This window comes from Streptomyces sp. E-08, assembly GCF_049913095.1.
In the GTDB taxonomy this organism is placed as follows: domain Bacteria; phylum Actinomycetota; class Actinomycetes; order Streptomycetales; family Streptomycetaceae; genus Streptomyces.
On record NZ_CP183971.1, the window covers coordinates 7,175,360 to 7,193,131 of the forward strand.

Here is a 17,772-nt window from a genome sequence, read left to right on the forward strand (position 1 = left end):
CGGTCAGCTCTTGACGGCGCCGGCCGTGATGCCGCCGACGATGTGCTTGCCGAGGAGGGCGAAGACGAGCAGCAGCGGCACGGTGGAGATCAGGGCGCCGGTCAGCACCACGGCCTGGTTCACGCTGTGGTTGCCCGCGCCGAGGCCGGCGAGCGCCACCTGGAGGGTGGGGCTGCCGTCCGGGGTGAGCGCGATGAAGGGCCAGAAGAAGTCGTTCCAGGCCTGGACGAAGACCAGCATGCCGAGCACGGCCATGGCGGGCCTCGCCACCGGGAAGACCACGTGCCAGATGATCCGGAGACTGTGCGCCCCGTCCATCCGGGCCGCCTCCACCAGCTCCACCGGCAGCGCCTCCACCAGGAACTGACGCATGAAGAAGACACCGAAGGCGGCGACCAGGGAGGGCAGGACGACCGACTGGAGCTGGTCGAACCAGCCGAGGTCCGTGATGATCCGGTAGAGCGGGATCACGCTGAGCTGCGGAGGGATCGTCATCGTGGCGACGACCAGCGAGAGCAGCATGCCCTTGCCCCGGAACGGCAGCCGGGCGAAGGCGAAGCCCGCGAGCGTGGAGAACAGCACGGTGGACAACGCCACCAGGCTCGCCACGACCGTGGTGTTGACCAGGGCCTCGCCCATGTCGACCTGGTTCCAGGCGAAGGTGAGGTTGTCCAGGAGCTGCCTGCCGGGCAGCAGCGGCGCCGGGGCCTCCACGACCCGCTCGCCGGTGTGCGAGGCGGCGACCACGTTCCAGTACAGCGGGAAGAGCGAGACGAACGCGGCGACGACGAGCAGGACGTACGTCAGCGGACCCGCGTGGTGCTGGCGGCCTGCCGACGGACGGAGCCGGCGACCGGGCGCGGGAGCCGGGCGGGGCGATGCGAGTGTGCGGGCCATGAGGTCATCCCCCCAGCTTCTTGCGGTCATTGCGGGAGACGAGGGCCTGGACGCCGCCGATCAGGAGGAGCATCAGGAGCATCACCCAGGCGATCGCGGAGGCCTGCCCCAGGGCGCCGGTCACCCAGCCCTTCTCGTACATCAGCAGGCTCAGCGTCTGGAACTGGTTGCCGCTGCCGCCGCTGATCCCGACGCTGCCGCCGTACAGCATCGGCTCGCCGAACAGCTGGGTCGCGCCGATCGTGGAGACGATGATCGTGAAGAGGATCGTCGGCCTGATCGACGGGATCGTGACGCTGAGGAACTGGCGCCAGCGGGAGGCGCCGTCCAGCGAGGCCGCCTCGTAGAGGTCCTGCGGCACCGCCTGCATCGCGGCCAGGTAGATCAGTGCGTTGTAGCCGGTCCAGCGCCAGGTGACGATCACCGAGATGGCGATCTGCGCCGGCCACCTCGACGACTCCCAGTCCACCGGATCGAGGCCGATCCAGCCGAGGAGACCGTTGATCATGCCGTAGTCGGTGTTGAACAGCTGCGCGAAGACCAGGGTCGCCGCCGCGATCGACGTGGCGTACGGGGCGAGGATCGCGACCCGGAAGAAACCCCGGCCGCGCAGCTTGTAGTGCAGCAGGTGCGCCAGACCCAGGGCCATGAGCAGCTGCGGAACGGTCGAGATCACCCCGATGGTGAAGGTGTTGAGGAGCGCGTTCCAGAAGAACTCGCTGGTCGCGAGGTCTGTGTAGTTCTCGAGGCCCTTCCACGTCGGATCACCGCCGAGCTCCACCCGGTTCAGCGAGAGCCAGCCCGTGTAGATCAGCGGGAAGAGGCCGAAGGCGGCGAAGGTGAGGAAGAACGGGGCGACGAAGACGTACGGGATCGCCTTGATGTCCCAGCGGTAGAGCCTGCTGCGCAGTCCGCCCGGGGAGGAGCGGCGGCGCCGGGAGCCGGGGGATCCGGGTGATCCGGGGGAGGAGGGCGGTGCGGCGGACGGCGGGGTACCGTCCCGCCCCGCCCGAACGGAGGTGGCCACGGGGGCGTCCTTCCAGGTCGATGCGTGCGGTGGTGCGGACGGTGCCGGTCCGCCGCCCGGCAGGCGGCGGCGGACCGGCGGACGCCCCCGCTACTGGTCGATCTTGTCGTCGACCAGCTTCTTGACGTTCTCCCAGGCCTTGGCCGGGTCGGTGCCGCGCTGCTCGATGTCGAGGATGCCGTTGTCGGTGAGGAAGGTCTTCACCTGGCCGTCGTAGCGGCTGATGGCGGCGGGGGTGATGCCGGCCGCCGCGCTGGAGAAGATCTTGCCGACCGGGGTGTCGCCGAAGTACGGCAGCTTCGCCTCCTGGACCGCCGAGGAGAGGAGCGTGTCCTTGGAGGAGGGGATGTTGCCGTTGACCGCGAACACCTTGGCGTGCTGCTCCGGGGCGGTCAGCCAGGCGGCGAGCTCGGCGGCCTCCTTGGTGTGCTTGCCGGCCTTGGGCACGGCGAGGAAGGAGCCTCCCCAGTTACCGGCGACCGGCGGCGCGGCGATGTCCCACTTCCCCTGATTGGCGGGGCCCGCCTGGTCCTTGATGATGCCGGTCATCCAGCTCGGGCAGGCGACCGTGGCGAACTTCGAGTTCTTGAAGGCCGCGTTCCACGTGCCCTTCTCGTCGAACTGGCGCAGCTTGGCGGTGAGTCCGCCCTGGGCGGCCTTCACGGCCGTGTTCCAGGCCTGCTTCACGCCGGGGCTGTTCTCCCAGTCGAGCTCGCCGCTCGCGTTGGCGTACTGCACCGGGTCGCTGGAGACCACGGCGTTGAACAGGCCGCTCGCGGAGTCGTGGAAGGCGGTGCCGACGGGCGCGGCCGCCTTGTACCTCTCGCCGGTCGCGAGGAACTTGGACCAGTCGCCGACCCACAGCTTGGCGACCTCCTCGCGGGCGGTGGGCAGCTTGGCCTTGGCGAAGAGGTCCTTGTTGTAGCAGATGGCCATGGGGCCGATGTCGGTGCCGAGACCGATGACCTTGCCGTCGGCCGTCGTCGCCTGCTTGACCTTCCAGTCGAGGAAGTCGCCGAGGTCCGCGCCGCCCTCCTTGCCCAGGTCGACCCACTTGCTCGCCATGGCGGTGCCGGTCGCCTCGGCGATGTAGCCCACCTCGACGGCCTGGATGTCGGCGACGCCGCTGTTCTGGGAGAGGCGCAGCTTCAGCGTGTCCCAGTACTTCTGGCCGTCGGAGACGTTCGACTCCTCGATCTTGATGTTCGGGTGGAGCCGCTCGTACTCGGCGTAGAGCTTGGCGCCGGTCTTGTCGTCGTAGCCGAAGGAACCGAAGGTCCCGATCCGCAGCGTGATCTTCCCGCCGCCCTGGCCGCTCGCGCCGCCCTTGCCGCCGTCGTCGTCGCTGCCGCAACCGGTGAGCAGGGTCGTGCCGGTCACGACGGCGGCGATCGCCGCGATCGCCGCACGGCGTCCGCGTCTGCTGCTGGAAGTGCGCATTCCACTCTCCTCGTCCAAGGTGGTGCTCTCTGTGCGCCAGGAGGCCCGGCCGGCTGATCGCGGCTCGGCGGTGCCCGCCGGGGCCTGTGTTGCAGGGCTGTGTCGCGTCCCGTATGGGAGCGCTCCCACGTCGTTGCCGGAAGGTTGCTGCCTGGCGGGTGTGGGTGTCAAGAGATGAACGCGGATTCGTTACCGGAAGGTTTTCCGGGGGTTTCGCGGCGTCTCGCCGCCCCCGGGCCGTCATCTCCTGAACACGGGCGCGTGGCGCGAAGTGGTGGCCGTGGACTAGTTTGGGAGCGCTCCCACCCCTCCGTGGGCCTTCGGTGAGCAGTGCGTTGTCCTACGAGGGGAGTTCGGGAGTCGTGAGCGGACGGCGGAGCGGCAGACCCACCCTGGAGCAGGTCGCGTCCAGGGCCGGGGTCGGCCGGGGCACGGTCTCCCGGGTGATCAACGGCTCCCCCCGGGTGAGCGAGCGGACCAGAACCGCCGTCGCCCGGGCCGTCGCCGAACTCGGCTACGTACCCAACCAGGCCGCCCGCGCCCTGGCGGGCAGCCGCACCGACGCGATCGCCCTCGTCATCCCGGAGGCCGAGGCCCGGCTCTTCGCCGAGCCCTACTTCCTCGACCTGATGCGCGGGGTCGGCGCCGAACTCGCCGAGGCCGACAAACAGCTCCTGCTCACCCTGGTCCGCAGCGAGCGGGAGCGGCGGCGCTTCGAGCAGTACCTCGCCGCCCAGCGCGTCGACGGCGTGCTGCTCGCCTCGGTCCACGGCGACGACCCGCTGCCCGACCGCATCAGGGAACTGGGCCTCCCCGTCGTGATGAACGGCCGCCGCGCGGAGGCCGAGCCCGTGCCGTACGTGGACTCCGACAACATCGGCGCCGGACGGGCCGCCGTCGCCCACCTGGTGGGCCGCGGCCGGAGCCGCATCGCGACCGTCACCGGCCCCCTCGACATGTACGTGGCGCGCGCCCGGCTCGGTGGCTACCGGGCCGGCCTCACCGAGGCCGGACTCCCGCCGGACGAGACCCTCGTCGGGGCCGGCGACTTCACCGAGGAGGGTGGCCGGCGGGCCGTGCGGCTGCTGCTCGGCCGGAGGCCGGACCTGGACGCCGTCTTCGCCGCCTCCGACGTGATGGCGGCGGGCGCGCGCGCGGCCCTGCGGGAGGCGGGCCGCCGGGTGCCGGAGGACGTGGCCCTCGTCGGGGTCGACGACTCACCGGTCGCGCGGCTCATGGACCCGCCGCTGACGAGCGTGCGGCAGCCCATCGAGGAGATGGGCCGCACGATGGCGCGCATGCTGCTCCGGGACATCGCGGAGACCGCACCGGAGGAGCCCCGCCGGCGCGTGCTGCCGACGGAGCTGATCGTGCGGGAGTCCTCCTGACGGGCCCTCCGGGCGCGCGCACGGACGACCCCGGGGGATCGGGATCCCCCGGGGGTCCGCTGTGCCGAGGCGGGCTACAGCGCCGGGTACGCGTTCTTCAGGAGTTCCTGGAACTGGGCCGAGAACCACTGGCCCGAAAGCGGGGCGTCCGGCAGCGCGCCCGACATGCTGTTCCCGTTACGGGCGTTGCCCGTGTACGTGGGGTCGCACATCCGGTCGAAGCCCTTGCCCTCGTTGTTCGGGATCTCCTTGGAGGCGCCGTCGGACTCGCCCGGGGGCTTCATCCAGACGTACGCGTCGATGCCCGCGGCCGGTGCCGCCTGGGGCCGCTCGCCGAGGCCCGCGCCGGACTGGTTGCACCAGTTGCCGAGGTGGATGCGGCGGTCGTACTTGCCGCCGTTGACGTACGTGTCGACGCTCGTCGTCGGGCCCGCGGCGGTGGGCCGGGCGGCGCCGCCCCAGCCGTTGCGGGAGGTGTCGATCAGCATGCCGAGGTTGCCGTCGAAGCCGAGCGAGACCAGTTTGGCGCGCATGGCCTGGGCGTACGACAGCTCGTCGGTGTACCGGTTCCAGTCCACCCACTTGGACTGGCGCACGGAGACGCCGTTCACGCTGTCGCCGATGGTGAAGTGGTCCTCCTTCAGGGCGCTGTAGTTGGCGGTGTTGACGATGAAGCCGTGCACGTTGGAGACGGTCGAGCCCTCGGCCGTGGCGGCCTGCTTGAAGAGCTCGGCGGAGGCTCCGAAGTTGTCGTCCCAGCCCAGCCAGCCGTGGTGGCCGGCGTCGATGTAGTTGTAGACGTTGCCGATCGCGCCGAACTTCTTGAGCGCGTAGCCGACGCCGGTGATGTAGTTGCCGTTCGCCTTCATGACGTCGCAGTTGGCGGTGGCCGTGGGGCGCCCGGAGACGTTGGTGACCAGGTTGGGCAGCGAGTCGATCTCGACCGTGGTGACGATCCGCAGCCCCGCGTACTTGGAGTCCGCGAGGATCGCGGCGATCGGGTCGATGTACTCGGTCTTGTAGCGGCCGATCTCCGTCGGGCCGAGCTCGCCGTTGGAGGCGAGTGCGGCGCAGTCGCGGCCGGGCAGGTCGTAGATGACCAGCTGGACGACGAGCTCGCCGGAGCCCTTCTGCTTCAGGGCCTCGTCGAGGTGGGCGCGCAGGCCCATGGAGGAGCTCGAGCCGCTGATCGCGGCGATCCGGTCCAGCCAGACGCCGGTGGGCTGGTTCGAGACCTTGGTGCCGCCCGGCTCGGCCGCCGCCTTCGCGGACCATTCGGGGTTCACGTACACCTTGGCGCCGGCGTACGGGTTGTCCGCCCTGGTGCCGGCCGGCGGGTTGGTCGGAGGCGTGGTGGGCGGGGTCGTCGGGGGAGTGGTGGGCGGTGTGGTCGGGGGTGTCGTCGGCTCGGTGGCGCCGTTGCAGACGACGCCGTTCAGCTTGAAGGTCGCCGGCACGGCGTTGGTGCCGCTGTAGGAGCCGTTGAACCCGAAGGAGGTGGAACCGCCCGTGGACAGGGTTCCGTTGTAGGAGACGTTCTTGGCGGTGACGGCGGTGCCGGACTGGGTGATGGCGGCGTTCCAGCCCTGGGTGACCTGCTGGTTGCCGGCGTAGGACCACTCCAGGGTCCAGGCGGCCATCGGGTCACCGGTGTTGGTGACGGTCACGTTGGCCCCGAAGCCGGTGTTCCACTGGTTGGTGATCTGGTAGTCGACCTTGCAGCCGGGGGTGGCGGCGCCGGCGGTGGCGGTGCCGAAGACGGTGGCGGTGGCGCCGGTGGCCGTGATCAGGCCGAGTGCCGCCAGGAGGGCGGTGCGACTGGTGCGGCTCATGCGGGTGGGGGTTCCTTTCCGGGGGTGTGGTCGTACAGGTGTGGCCGTACGGATGTGGCCGTACGGGTGTGGTCGTACGGGTGTGCTCGTACGGGTGTGCTCGTACGGGTGTGCTCGTACGGGTGTGGTCAGGAGGTGAGGGCGCGCAGGTGGTCGCGCAGCCCGATGCCGAACGCGGTGGGAGTGCCGTCGTACGAAGTGATCAGCGCGGGACCGGAGTTGCAGTCCCAGGTGTTCCAGGTCCAGCCGAGGTACGAGAGGCCGCGGTCGTCGAACCACTTCATGACGCGGTCGACGAACGCGTGTCCGCAGGTGTTCTCGCCGATCTCGCCCGCGAGGAGGGGCACCTCCGCGGCCACCGGGGCGAGGGTGGCGTTCCAGCACGTCTCGTCGGAGCAGGAGTTGAAGTTGTAGACGTGCCAGGCGGCGGCCAGTCGGCCCGCCGGGTCTGTGGGGCGGTACGTGAGCCACTGGCTGAGGTCGTTGGAGTACGCCAGGCCCGGGACGAGGACGAGGTTCGTCGCCCCCGTGGCGCGGACGGCGTCCACCAGGTCCTGCATGCCGGCGACCTCGTAGCCGATCCCGGGGCAGGTGCCGCCGTCGCGCCAGCAGGCCCAGGCCTGCGCCGCGGTGGAGGTGGCCCGGTCCGGATAGGGCTCGTTGAACAGGTCGAAGACGACCCGCCTGTCGTTCTTGAACGTGTTCGCGACCGAGGTCCAGAACGCGGGGGTGTACTGGGCGTCCGGCATTGGCTTCTGGCAGGACGCGTACACGTCGGAGCAGCCCGCCGAGTTCCCGGTGTACTGGCCGTGGGTCCAGTGCAGTTCGACCACGGGGGTCATGCCGTGGGCGAGCACCTTGGCCACCAGGTCCTTGACGGCGGTGACGTAGTTCGCGCCCCGGTACTCGGGCTTGATGTTGTCGAGGCCGAGCCAGCACTCCTCGTTGAGGGGGATGCGGACCGTGTTGGCCTTCCAGCCGGCGATGGCCTGGACGGACGCGTCGTCGACGGGGCCGTCGAAGAATCCGTGGCCTTGGACGCACATGAACTCGCCGCCCGAGCGGTTGACGCCGAGGAGGCGGCGGGTGGCGTCGTTCTGATCGGTGAACCGGTTGCCGGAGACGGTCAGTTCGGGCGCACCGGTGACGGGGGTCGGGGGAGTGGTGGGCGGCGGGGTCGTCGGGGTGGTCGGGGTCGGGGTCGGGGTTGTCGGGGTGGGGGTCGGCGTCGGTGTCGGGCCGGCCGTCGTGCACGGCGTGCCGTTGAGCGTGAACGCGGCGGGTGCCGGGTTGGCGCCCGTCCAGGAGGCGAGGAAGCCGCCCGAGACCTTCGCGCCCGTGCCGAGGGCGCCGTTCCAGCTCTCGTTGACGACCGTGACGGCAGTGCCGGACTGGGACCACGTGCCGCCCCAGCCCTGACTGATCACCTGGCCGGCGGAGAAGTCGAAGCCGAGGCTCCAACCGGTCAGCGCGGCACCGTTGTTGGTGACGGACACGGCACCCTGGTAGCCGCCGGCCCACTGGCCGACGACCGAGTACTCCACGGTGCAGGCGGGTGCGGCCGAGGCTCCGGCGGCCGTACCCATGACGGCGAGAGCGGTGCTCGCCGTCGTGAGCGCCGCTCCTGCGAGCAGCGCGGACAGACGTGGGGGATGTCGCATGAGCGAGTCCTCACAGCGAGGGCACAGCCCTGACGGTGTGCCGACTGGATGGAATCGCTCCCACTGGGTCGGGGCAGACCGTAGCGCCAACAGCCGTCAAGCAAAAGAGGAGTTGAGTAAATTCCCCGGCTTTCGGCTTCGACTTCCTCACACATCTTGACGGCGTTGGGCCCCAACTGCACAGTGGGAGCGCTCCCACTGGTTCACTGCTTGACCGTCGCACCGTCGCACCGTCGCACCGTCGCACCGTCGCACCGCCGTACGTCGCACCGTCAGCTCTTCGCATCCCCGACCTCCCAGCCGCGAGGAGAACCACCCGCATGCCATGCCTCCGACCGTGCGCACGACCACCCCCGCAGCCGACTTGCGGTTGACGCGGCGTCAACTCCTACGGTTCTCGTACAGGGCCGGAGACGCCGGCCCCCGGCGAGGAGAGGACACCGTCATGGCCTGGTCGATCGTGGACGTGGTCCGCATGTCCGGGGTCACCTCCCGGACCCTGCGGCACTACGACGAGATCGGTCTGCTGGCGCCCGCGTGGACCGCGGGTGACGGGCACCGTCACTACGAGGAGCCCCAGCTGCTGAGACTCCAGCAGATCCTGCTCATGCGGGAGCTGGGGGTCGGGCTGCGCGAGATCCGGGACGTCCTGGACAGCGGGGCCGATCGCGTGACCGTCCTGCGCGAGCACCACGTCAGGCTGCTCGCGGAGCAGGACCGGCTCGGCGCCCTGGCCCGGACGGTCGCCCGCACCATCGCCGAACTCGAGGAAAGCGAGGACCAGGACATGGTGAGCGTCAACCGCCCCGAGAACCTCTTCGAGGGCTTCCGGCCCGACCCCGCGATCGAGGCCGAGGCGCGGGAGCGGTGGCCGGAGGCGTACGAGCGGTCCCGGCGGGTCGTCGAGGGGATGAGCCCCGAGACGACCGAGCAGTGGCAGCGCGAGGCCACCGCCCAGATGATCCGCTTCGCCGAGCACATGGCCGCCGGCACGCCCGCCGACGACCCGGCGGTCCAGGCCGAGGTGGACGCCCACTACCGGGACGTCTGCCGCTTCTGGACGCCGAACGCCGAGGCGTACCGGGGGCTGGCGCGGACCTACGCCGAGGACGCCCGGTTCCGCGAGAACTTCGACCGGATCGCCGTCGGACTCGCCGAGTACCAGCGCCGCGCGATGACGCTCTACGCGGACACCCGGCTGAGCTGAGCCGGAGAGCCCGGACCCGTCAGGGCTTCCCTGTCGGCCGGGCGGACCGCCGGCCGATCGGGAAACCCGCGCGGGCGGCCCGAGCAGCAGGGCGGGAAGCCGATCGCCCGTCTGATCGGGAGGCTCTGCCGGGCGGCCCGCCCGGTGGATCGGGTGTCGCCACCGGGCGGCCCCGCCCGCGACTCCGGCCGACCACTTCTCGCCCGTGCGGCGGAGGGGGTTCGGCCCCGCGGGCGATCCGCCGGCGGCTCGCGGACGGGATCGTCGTCGGTGACGGGCCGACCGCCGGCCCGCGGACACCGAGGACCGCGACATGAAGACGTTCTCCCGCGCCGAGGGCCGCGCCACCAAGGCGTTCTCCCGCGCCGAGGGCCGCGCCACCAAGGCGTTCTCCCGCGCCGAGGGCCGCGCCACCAAGGCGTTCTCCCGCGCCGAGGGCCGCGCCACCAAGGCGTTCTCCCGCGCCGAGGACCGCGCCACCAAGGCGTTCTCCCGCGCCGAGGACCGCGCCACCAAGGCGTTCTCCCGCGCCGAGGGCCGACCATCGGTCGCTCCGGGCCGGATCCGCTCCGCCTGGCATGCCGCCCACACCCCCGTCCCGGGTGTCTCGCGCCGCATACGACTCCTCGCCCTCGCGGTGCCGTTGACCGTTCTCCCGTCGGGCCTCTGGCGCCTCCCCGCCGCCTTCGACTCCGGGATCGGCATCGGCGAGCGGGTGTACATCGTCTTCCTCTCCCTCTTCTCCGAGGCCGTCGCGTTCACCGCGATCGGGCTCGTCGCCCGCTGGGGCGAGGTCGTCCCCGCCTGGGTCCCCGTCCTGCGCGGCCGCAGGATCCCTCCGGTGGCGGTCCTCGTCCCCGCCGCCCTCGGAGCCACGGCGCTCACGCTGCTGTGGACCGTGCTGGCGCCCATCACCGAGGTGAGGGGCACCACGATCCGCGGCGACACGATTCCCGCCGACTTCCCGAGTGAGGTCGGCGGCTGGACGGCCGTCTCCTTCTATGTCTGTTACGCCCCCCTCGTGTTGTGGGGCCCGCTCCTCGGCGTCCTCACCGTCGCGTACGGCAGGCGGCGCCGCAGTCGCCCGGTGGCCCGGCATTGACATCATGGGTGCGTCAATCATCATGATCTTGGTGTTGGCGCAGGTGAGGGACGCGATGACAGGCTGAGGCCATGGACATCTTCGAGACGACATGCGGTGCCGTACGGGGCTTCCGGTCCTCCGGCGAGGTGGTCGCCGTGCTCGGAATCCCCTACGCCGCACCGCCGTTCGGCGCCCTCCGGTTCCGGGAGCCCGCCCCGGCGGCCGCCTGGACCGGGGTGCGGGACGGCACGGCCTTCGGCCCGGTCGCCCCGCAGTCGGCGGAGCTGCCCGGTTCGCCCGTGTGGTCGCCCGGTGACGAGGACATCCTTACCGTCAACGTGTGGACCCCGGCACCGGACGGTGGCTCGCTGCCCGTCCTGGTCTGGATCCACGGCGGCGCCTACACGTTCGGCTCCTCGGCCCAGCCGGACTTCGACGGCGACGCCCTCGCCCGCACCGGCCTGGTCGTGGTCACCCTCAACTACCGGCTCGGCTTCGAGGGGTTCGGGCACGTACCCGCCGCCGCGGGGACCGCCTTCCCCGACAACCGGGGGCTCCTCGACCAGGTCGCGGCCCTGCGCTGGGTGCGGGAGAACATCGCCGCGTTCGGCGGCGACCCGGGCCACGTCACGGTCGCCGGCCAGTCCTCCGGGGCCGCGTCGGTGGCCTGCCTCATGGTGATGGACCGGGCCCGCGGGCTGTTCCACCGTGCCGTCGCGCTCAGCCCCGTCAGCCCGCACTACACGCTCGGCATCGCCGCCGCGACCACGCGCGAGGTCGCCGCCGCGGCCGGGTGCCCGGCCACCCCCGACGGCCTGGCCTCCGCGCCCCCGGAGGCCCTGGTCGCCGCGTCCGACCAGGTCGTCGAGGCGTACCGGCGGGATCCCGCCTCCGGGTCCCGCCACTACGACCCTTCGCTCTACGCCCCCGTCCTGGACGGAGGCGTCCTGCCCCTCGACCCCCTCACGGGCCTCGCCGCCGGTGCGGGCCGCGACGTGGACCTGCTCGTCTGCCACACCACGGAGGAGTACTGGCTGCTCGACGCCGTCGGCAGCAGCGCGAAGGTCACCACGGAGGAGCAACTGGACCGCTTCGCCGCAGACTTCGGGCTTCCCGACGGCCTGGTCGCCGGCTATCGCGCCGCGCGGCCCGAAGCGCCCGTGCTCGACGTGTACCTGGCCGTCTTCGGCGACCTCCTCTTCGGGGAGTACGCCCACCGGCTCGCCGAGCAGCACGCCCGGGGCGGCGGCCGGGCGTTCCTGTCCCGCTTCGACCGCCGGCGCACCGGTCCGCAGGGGGCGGTGCGGGCCTGGCACTGCGCGGACGTCCCGTTCGTCTTCGGCAACGTCGACAAGGACTGCGTGGCCTTCCTCATCGGCGGCGCCCCCACCTCCGCCGACCGCGAACTGGCCCGCCGGATGATGGAGTCCTGGGCTGCCTTCGCCGCCACAGGGGACCCGGGCTGGCCGTCGTACGACGACACCACCCGGAGGTCGAGGGTGTGGCGGACCGAGGATCCCCGGGACGGACAGGACGAGCCCGCCGCTCTCCGCGCGCTCTGGAGCGGTGCCGGCTTCCCGCTGTTCCGCCCCTGAGCGCCGGGCGCGGGGCCTTCCGGGAGTGCGGTGAGCAGGACGTCCCGCGGGGAACGGGCGGCTAGGCTGACGATCATGACGAACACTCAGCCTCTGCGTGACACCGCCCGCCGCGTACGGGACGTCCTCGGCCGCCTCGACGAGGAGCAGGACATCTGGGTGTCCACGGCCGGCGCGGCCGGGGAGCCGTACCTCGTGCCGCTCGCCTTCCTCTGGGACGCCACCCACCTGTGGCTGTGCACGCGCATCGGCAACCCCACCGGCCGCAACCTCGCCGACGGGGGCCGCGTGCGTCTGGCGCTCGGGCACACCCGGGACGTCGTGCTGCTGGACGGCGAGGTCACGGTCTTCGGCCCGGAGGAGGTGCCGGTGGAGGTGGCGGACGCGTTCCACAAGAAGACGGGCTGGGACCCCATGGGTTCGGGTCCCGCCTACCACTGGTTCAGGGTGCGCCCGACGGCCGTCGAGGCCTGGAACGAGGAGCCCGAGATGGTGGGCCGGCACATCATGCGCGACGGCGTCTGGGCGGAGGCGTCGTGATCCCCCGGGAGGGAAATCCCGGTGCCCCAGGAGGCGAGGCGGGGTAGTCTGCCCCCATGTCGAGCCCCGAAGCATCCAGGGTGGGGGCTTTCGGTCACGCCGTCAGCCCCCTGCACCACTGAGTACACCGGCACGCGCCCAGGGGCGCTGACCGCGGTGACGAGACGAGTCCTCTCGTGCTTTCTCCTCACCCCGGAGCCTCGATGCCTCTCCCGCTCTACCTGCTAGCCCTGGCCGTCTTCGCCATGGGCACCTCCGAATTCATGCTCGCCGGCCTGCTGCCGGACATCGCCACCGCACTCGGCGTCCCGGTCGGGACCGCCGGTCTGCTCACCTCGGCCTTCGCCGTCGGGATGGTCGTCGGCGCCCCGCTGACGGCCGTCCTCGCCCGAGGCCGCTCCGGCCGGACCGGGCTCCTCGGGTTCGTCCTCGTGTTCCAGGCCGCCCACGTCGTCGCCGCCCTCACCACGAGCTTCCCCGTGCTCCTGGCGACCCGCGCCGTCGCCGCCCTCGCGAACGCCGGGTTCCTCGCCGTCGCCCTCACGACCGCCGCGGCGCTCGTCCCGCCCGAGCGGAAGGGCCGCGCGCTCGCGGTCCTGCTGTCGGGCACGACCGCCGCCACGATCGCCGGCGTCCCCGGAGGGGCCCTGCTCGGCACGCTGTTCGGGTGGCGGGCCGCCTTCTGGGCCGTCGCCGTCCTCTGCCTGCCCGCCGTCGTCGGCATCCTCAGGGGTGTCCCCGGCCCGGGGGAGGACGAGGCCGGACGGCCCGCGCTGCGGGCGGAGATCTCACGGCTGCGGCGCCCGCGCCTGCTCCTGGTCATGCTCCTCGGCGCGCTGGTGAACGCCGCCACCTTCGGCAGCTTCACCTTCCTCGCGCCCCTGGTGACCGGCACGGCCGGGCTCGGCGCCGTGTGGGTCCCCGTCGTCCTGGTCCTCTTCGGCGCCGGTTCCCTCGCCGGGGTGACCGCTGCCGGACGGCTCGCCGACCGGCGGCCCGGCCTCGTGCTGACCGTCGGTGCCCCGCTGCTGCTCGTCGGCTGGCCCGCCCTGGCGCTGCTCGCCGAGTGGCCTGCCGCCCTCCTCGTCCTCGTGCTCGTGCTGGGGGCCCTGTCGTTCGCGGTGGGCGCCACCCTGATCACCCGGGTCCTGTACGAGGCGGACGGTGCCCCCACCCTGGCCGGCGCCTACGCGACGGCCGCGCTCAACGCCGGAGCCGTCCTCGGCCCGCTCCTCGCCGCGGTGGCCCTCGGCGCGGGGGCCGGGGACCGGGGCCCGCTCTGGGCGAGCGCGGCCCTCGTCGGTGCCGCCGTCCTGGTCGCGCTGCCCCTGCGGGGCGTGCTCGCGGGGGCCCGCGGCGGGGCCGAGCCGGGTCCGCGCCGGCAGAACAGTAAAGACCGTACCGTTCAGTCTTGACGGTGAACTGGTCGGTGTAGTTCAGTCGTTGGCGGGGGTGACGCGGGTTGCCTGCCGTGACGAGAGAGGCGGAGAGATGTTCGCGGTCATGTACCGGTGGCGGGTTCGTCCGGGTAAGGAACAGCTGCTCGCCGACGGCTGGCACCGGGTGACCCTGGCGATCCACCAGGAGTGCGGCAGCTACGGGTCCCGGCTCCACCGGGCGGACGACGGGACCTGGGTGGCGTACGCGCGCTGGCCCGACCGGGAGACCCGGGAGAACAGCGTGACCCCCGACCCGGAGGGCCTGGCGATGATGCGCGAGGCGATCGCGGAGTACTTCCCCGAGACCCGCCTCACCCTCGTCGACGACCTGCTCGCGGAGCCCGAGCCCGTGGCCGACTAGCGGGCCTGGGAGCCGGGCGGTGTGCGTGACGACGTAGCGCCGGCTGACGGCGAATCCGACGGGTAGCGGCGCCGCCATCGCGGCCGCGGCGGCGCCGGAGACGGTGAGGGCGCCGATCGCGTCCTCGCCGTACTCGGAGCCCGGCCCCAGGGCGGCCAGGGTGAGGAACGTGGCCATGCGCGCCGGTGCTCCGCGAGGAAGGCGAGTCGGGTGCGTCTCCTCGTCGTCGCGGTGAGGTTGAGCCCGGCCGGCTCCCCGCTCGCCATCTGCCGCAGCATCTTCTGTTCGTGCTTCTTGCGCACACGGCGCTCCCCCCCGGCGTACACGCTGCGGCCGGCTTGCCACGGCGCCGTGCTCGTGGGGGCGTCGGCCCGCCGAAGCGGTTCAGGCCCCCGTCACCAGCACGACCTCCAGGGTCCGCGGCCCGTGGACGCCCTCCACCCGGTCGAGTTCGATGTCGCTCGTGGCGGAAGGGCCGGAGATCCAGGTCAGAGGCCGTCCCGGGTCGAGCCGGGGGAGCGCGAGCGGCACGGAGGCCACCACCTGCTCCGGGGCTCGCACCACGCAGAGGTGCAGGTCGGGGACGAGGGTGAGCGCCCGGCGGCCCTGGCCCGGACCGCCGTCGAGGACGATCGTGCCGGTCTCGGCGATCGCCACCGCGCACGCCGTCACCACGGCGTCCGTGCCGTCGAGTTCGTACGGGGTCAGCCGGGGCTCGTCGAACCGCCGCACGGCCTCGGTCGCGGCGAGCCACTCGTCGGGCAGGCCGGGTGGGACGGCGACGCTGCGGGCACCGCGCTCCGCGAGGAGCCCCGCCACGAGTCCGGCCAGATCGCCGGGCGTGGTGCGGTGGACGTGGGCCCGGTAGTCGGCGAGGTTCTCGTGGAGGAGGTCGAGCAGGGCGTCCGGGTCGTCCGGGGTGTGGCTGGTGCGGTAGTCGCGCTCGACGGGGACGGTCTCGGGCGCACCCTCGACGGCGGCGCGGACCCGGGCGAGGATCCGTGCGCGGGAGTCGGTCATGTGCGGTCGCTCCTCAAAGGGGTCGTCCGTTCGTGGTGCGTGGACCGGTGGCGGTCATGTCCGGTTCTTCTTCCACCAGTCGCGGAACGGTTCGGCGGGCAGTTCGGGAAGGTCGCGGTGGTCGGTCCATTGGCGTGCGCCCGGGCCGGGCAGCCGTTTCGGGAGCGGCGCCTTCCGGGCCACCGACGCGAGGCGCTCCCCGGCGGCGAGCACGCCCGGATGGTCGAGCACCCAGGTGGACGCCTTGATCGCGGCCCGCTCCAGGCGGTGGCCCTTCCCGCCCTCCCCGGCCACCTTCTCCCGCAGGTGCACGAGCACTTCGGGGATGTCGATGGCGACCGGGCACACCTCGTAGCAGGCGCCGCACAGCGAGGAGGCGTACGGCAGGGAGGCGTCGACCTCGCTCGCCGTGCCCCGCAGCTGCGGGGTCAGGATCGCGCCGATCGGACCGGGGTAGACCGAGCCGTACGCGTGGCCCCCGGCCCGCTCGTACACCGGGCAGACGTTGAGGCAGGCCGAGCAGCGGATGCAGCGCAGCGCCTGCCGTCCCACCTCGTCGGCGAGGGCGTCCGTGCGTCCGTTGTCGAGGAGGACCAGGTGGAAGGTGCCCGGTCCGTCGTCGTCGGTGGTCCCGGTCCACATGCTCGTGTACGGGTTCATGCGCTCGGCGGTCGAGGAGCGGGGAAGTGTCTGGAGGAAGACCTCCAGGTCCCGCCACGTCGGCACCACCTTCTCGATGCCGACGACCGAGATGAGGGTCTCGGGGAGGGTGAGGCACATGCGGCCGTTGCCCTCGGACTCCACCACCACGAGCGTGCCGGTCTCGGCGACCATGAAGTTCGCGCCCGAGATCCCGACCCTCGCCCGCAGGAACTTCTCCCTCAGGTGCAGCCGGGCCGCCTCCGCGAGATCGGCCGGGGCGTCACTCAGCCCCTCCGGTGCGGGGCGGCCCCAACTCCCCATCTTCTCGCGGAAGATGTCACGGATCTCGCCGCGGTTGCGGTGGATGGCGGGCACCAGGATGTGTGAGGGGCGGTCCTCGCCGAGCTGCACGATCAGCTCGGCGAGATCCGTCTCGTACGCGGCGATGCCCTCGGCCTCCAGGTGTTCGTTGAGCCCGATCTCCTGGGTGGCCATCGACTTGACCTTGACGACCTCGGTCTCCCCGGTGGCACGCACGAGCTCCGTGACGATCCGGTTCGCCTCCCCCGCGTCGGCCGCCCAGTGCACGGTGCCGCCCGCCGCCGTCACCGCCTCCTCCAACCGGAGGAGGTACGTGTCGAGGTGACGGAGCGTCCGGTCCTTGATCCGGCGGCCCGCCTCGCGGAGGGCGGCCCAGTCGTCCAGCTCGGCCACGGCCCGTGCCCGCCTGTCCCGGATGGTGTGGGTGGCGTGGCGGAGGTTGGCGCGCAGGGTCGCGTCCCCCACGGCCTCCCGCGCCGCCTCGGGGAAGGCCGGCATGCCGACGAAGGTTCCGCTCACCGCCAGGGCTCCTCTTCCGTGCTCGCCAGGATCTCCGCCAGGTGCAGCGCCCGCAGCGGTGCCTCCTGTCGTCTCAGCATGCCGCCCACGTGCAGCAGGCAGGAGTTGTCCGCGCCGCACAGGATGTCCGCGCCCGTGGACAGCGCGTTCGTGATCTTGTCGGCGCCCATCGCCGCCGAGACGTCCGGGTTCTTCACCGCGAACGTGCCGCCGAAGCCGCAGCACTCCTCCGCGCCCGGCAGCTCCACGAGCTCCAGGCCCTTCACCGCCTCCAGGAGCCGCCGCGGGCGCTCGCCGAGTCCGAGGAGCCGCAGGCCGTGACAGGACGGGTGGTACGTCACGCGGTGCGGGAAGTACGCGCCCACGTCCGTCACGCCGAGCACGTCCACCAGGAACTCCGTCAGCTCGTGCACACGCGGCACCAGACGCGTCGCGTCCGCGCCGAACGACGGGTAGTGGTGCCGCACCATCGCCGCGCACGAGCCGGACGGGACGACGACGTGGTCGTACCCCTCGAAGGCCCGGACCGTGCGCCGTACCAGCGGCTCGGTCTCCGCGCGGTAGCCGGTGTTGAACTGCGGCTGCCCGCAGCAGGACTGCGCCGCCGGGAAGTCGACGTCCACGCCGAGCCGTTCGAGGAGCCGGACCGTGGCCACGCCCGTCGAGGGGAAGACGGCGTCGTTGACGCAGGTGACGAAGAGGGCGACACGCATCACGGTTCCTCGGGGACGGTCCGGGTCGGGTGGCGGCCCTGTCCCGGTCGGTGCCGTCGCCCTGCGGTACGTAGTGTGGCAGGGCG

At 72.2% G+C, this 17,772-nt stretch carries 15 protein-coding genes; 7 read left to right on the plus strand and 8 right to left on the minus strand.

Annotated features, from left to right (window positions below; genetic code table 11):
- Positions 1-3: 3 nt before the first annotated feature.
- The 3 genes from ACN9MM_RS32985 to ACN9MM_RS32995 all read right to left on the minus strand — a co-directional run bounded on the left by ACN9MM_RS32985 (position 4) and on the right by ACN9MM_RS32995 (position 3,364).
- Positions 4-897: a carbohydrate ABC transporter permease gene (locus ACN9MM_RS32985; protein ID WP_426367381.1), complete on the minus strand. Its 894-nt coding sequence runs from the start codon at positions 895-897 to the stop codon at positions 4-6.
- 4 nt (positions 898-901) lie between these two features.
- Entirely contained in the window at positions 902-1,924 is a 1,023-nt protein-coding gene (locus tag ACN9MM_RS32990; RefSeq protein ID WP_426367382.1) for a carbohydrate ABC transporter permease, read from the minus strand.
- Positions 1,925-2,014: 90 nt separating this feature from the next.
- Complete coding sequence (locus tag ACN9MM_RS32995; protein ID WP_426367383.1) at positions 2,015-3,364, minus strand: ABC transporter substrate-binding protein; 1,350 nt, start codon at positions 3,362-3,364, stop codon at positions 2,015-2,017.
- Between the two features lie 362 nt (positions 3,365-3,726).
- On the opposite strand from ACN9MM_RS32995, the gene ACN9MM_RS33000 reads away from it, so the two are divergent.
- The gene (locus ACN9MM_RS33000) at positions 3,727-4,752 is read left to right on the plus strand and encodes a LacI family DNA-binding transcriptional regulator (protein ID WP_426367384.1); all 1,026 of its coding nucleotides are present in this window, start codon (positions 3,727-3,729) and stop codon (positions 4,750-4,752) included.
- 74 nt (positions 4,753-4,826) lie between these two features.
- Here ACN9MM_RS33000 and ACN9MM_RS33005 read toward each other — a convergent pair whose 3' ends face one another.
- Positions 4,827-6,584 carry a glycoside hydrolase family 6 protein gene (locus ACN9MM_RS33005; RefSeq protein ID WP_426367385.1) on the minus strand — a complete coding sequence of 586 codons (1,758 nt, stop codon included), beginning with the start codon at positions 6,582-6,584 and terminating at the stop codon, positions 4,827-4,829.
- A gap of 128 nt (positions 6,585-6,712) precedes the next feature.
- The gene (locus ACN9MM_RS33010) at positions 6,713-8,245 is read right to left on the minus strand and encodes a cellulase family glycosylhydrolase (protein ID WP_426367386.1); all 1,533 of its coding nucleotides are present in this window, start codon (positions 8,243-8,245) and stop codon (positions 6,713-6,715) included.
- A gap of 445 nt (positions 8,246-8,690) precedes the next feature.
- Here ACN9MM_RS33010 and ACN9MM_RS33015 point away from each other — a divergent pair, with 445 nt between their 5' ends.
- The 6 genes from ACN9MM_RS33015 (at position 8,691) to ACN9MM_RS33040 (ending at position 14,471) form a co-directional block, all read left to right on the plus strand.
- Complete coding sequence (locus ACN9MM_RS33015) at positions 8,691-9,452, plus strand: MerR family transcriptional regulator (protein ID WP_426367387.1); 762 nt, start codon at positions 8,691-8,693, stop codon at positions 9,450-9,452.
- Positions 9,453-9,765: 313 nt separating this feature from the next.
- A complete protein-coding gene (locus tag ACN9MM_RS33020) occupies positions 9,766-10,554 on the plus strand; it encodes a hypothetical protein (protein WP_426367388.1) in 789 nt (262 codons plus the stop codon).
- 71 nt (positions 10,555-10,625) lie between these two features.
- The gene (locus ACN9MM_RS33025) at positions 10,626-12,131 is read left to right on the plus strand and encodes a carboxylesterase/lipase family protein (RefSeq protein ID WP_426367389.1); all 1,506 of its coding nucleotides are present in this window, start codon (positions 10,626-10,628) and stop codon (positions 12,129-12,131) included.
- A 75-nt stretch (positions 12,132-12,206) separates the two neighbouring features.
- A complete protein-coding gene (locus ACN9MM_RS33030; RefSeq protein ID WP_426367390.1) occupies positions 12,207-12,671 on the plus strand; it encodes a pyridoxamine 5'-phosphate oxidase family protein in 465 nt (154 codons plus the stop codon).
- Positions 12,672-12,874: 203 nt separating this feature from the next.
- On the plus strand, positions 12,875-14,086 hold the full coding sequence (locus tag ACN9MM_RS33035) for a Cmx/CmrA family chloramphenicol efflux MFS transporter (RefSeq protein WP_426367391.1): 1,212 nt from the start codon (positions 12,875-12,877) through the stop codon (positions 14,084-14,086).
- Between the two features lie 76 nt (positions 14,087-14,162).
- Positions 14,163-14,471 (plus strand): antibiotic biosynthesis monooxygenase family protein, encoded by a 309-nt coding sequence (locus ACN9MM_RS33040; protein ID WP_426367392.1) that lies wholly within the window; start codon positions 14,163-14,165, stop codon positions 14,469-14,471.
- A gap of 384 nt (positions 14,472-14,855) precedes the next feature.
- Here the strand turns inward: ACN9MM_RS33040 and ACN9MM_RS33045 are convergent, their stop codons facing one another.
- The 3 genes from ACN9MM_RS33045 to ACN9MM_RS33055 are packed head-to-tail and all read right to left on the minus strand — an operon-like array spanning position 14,856 to position 17,686.
- The gene (locus tag ACN9MM_RS33045; protein WP_426367393.1) at positions 14,856-15,491 is read right to left on the minus strand and encodes a LutC/YkgG family protein; all 636 of its coding nucleotides are present in this window, start codon (positions 15,489-15,491) and stop codon (positions 14,856-14,858) included.
- 54 nt (positions 15,492-15,545) lie between these two features.
- A complete protein-coding gene (locus ACN9MM_RS33050) occupies positions 15,546-16,973 on the minus strand; it encodes a LutB/LldF family L-lactate oxidation iron-sulfur protein (protein WP_426367394.1) in 1,428 nt (475 codons plus the stop codon).
- Positions 16,970-17,686 carry a (Fe-S)-binding protein gene (locus ACN9MM_RS33055; protein ID WP_426367395.1) on the minus strand — a complete coding sequence of 239 codons (717 nt, stop codon included), beginning with the start codon at positions 17,684-17,686 and terminating at the stop codon, positions 16,970-16,972. The genes ACN9MM_RS33050 and ACN9MM_RS33055 overlap by 4 nt, the downstream gene beginning before the upstream one ends.
- Positions 17,687-17,772: the final 86 nt, after the last annotated feature.

Bases quoted from the DNA above. Each gene is read 5' to 3' on its own strand.
- ACN9MM_RS32985 (WP_426367381.1), bottom strand. From the start codon at position 897: ATGGCCCGCACACTCGCATCGCCCCGCCCGGCTCCCGCGCCCGGTCGC.
- ACN9MM_RS32995 (WP_426367383.1), bottom strand. From the start codon at position 3,364: ATGCGCACTTCCAGCAGCAGACGCGGACGCCGTGCGGCGATCGCGGCG.
- ACN9MM_RS33005 (WP_426367385.1), bottom strand. From the start codon at position 6,584: ATGAGCCGCACCAGTCGCACCGCCCTCCTGGCGGCACTCGGCCTGATC.
- ACN9MM_RS33010 (WP_426367386.1), bottom strand. From the start codon at position 8,245: ATGCGACATCCCCCACGTCTGTCCGCGCTGCTCGCAGGAGCGGCGCTC.
- ACN9MM_RS33015 (WP_426367387.1), top strand. From the start codon at position 8,691: ATGGCCTGGTCGATCGTGGACGTGGTCCGCATGTCCGGGGTCACCTCC.
- ACN9MM_RS33020 (WP_426367388.1), top strand. From the start codon at position 9,766: ATGAAGACGTTCTCCCGCGCCGAGGGCCGCGCCACCAAGGCGTTCTCC.
- ACN9MM_RS33025 (WP_426367389.1), top strand. From the start codon at position 10,626: ATGGACATCTTCGAGACGACATGCGGTGCCGTACGGGGCTTCCGGTCC.
- ACN9MM_RS33030 (WP_426367390.1), top strand. From the start codon at position 12,207: ATGACGAACACTCAGCCTCTGCGTGACACCGCCCGCCGCGTACGGGAC.
- ACN9MM_RS33035 (WP_426367391.1), top strand. From the start codon at position 12,875: ATGCCTCTCCCGCTCTACCTGCTAGCCCTGGCCGTCTTCGCCATGGGC.
- ACN9MM_RS33040 (WP_426367392.1), top strand. From the start codon at position 14,163: ATGTTCGCGGTCATGTACCGGTGGCGGGTTCGTCCGGGTAAGGAACAG.
- ACN9MM_RS33045 (WP_426367393.1), bottom strand. From the start codon at position 15,491: ATGACCGACTCCCGCGCACGGATCCTCGCCCGGGTCCGCGCCGCCGTC.
- ACN9MM_RS33055 (WP_426367395.1), bottom strand. From the start codon at position 17,686: ATGCGTGTCGCCCTCTTCGTCACCTGCGTCAACGACGCCGTCTTCCCC.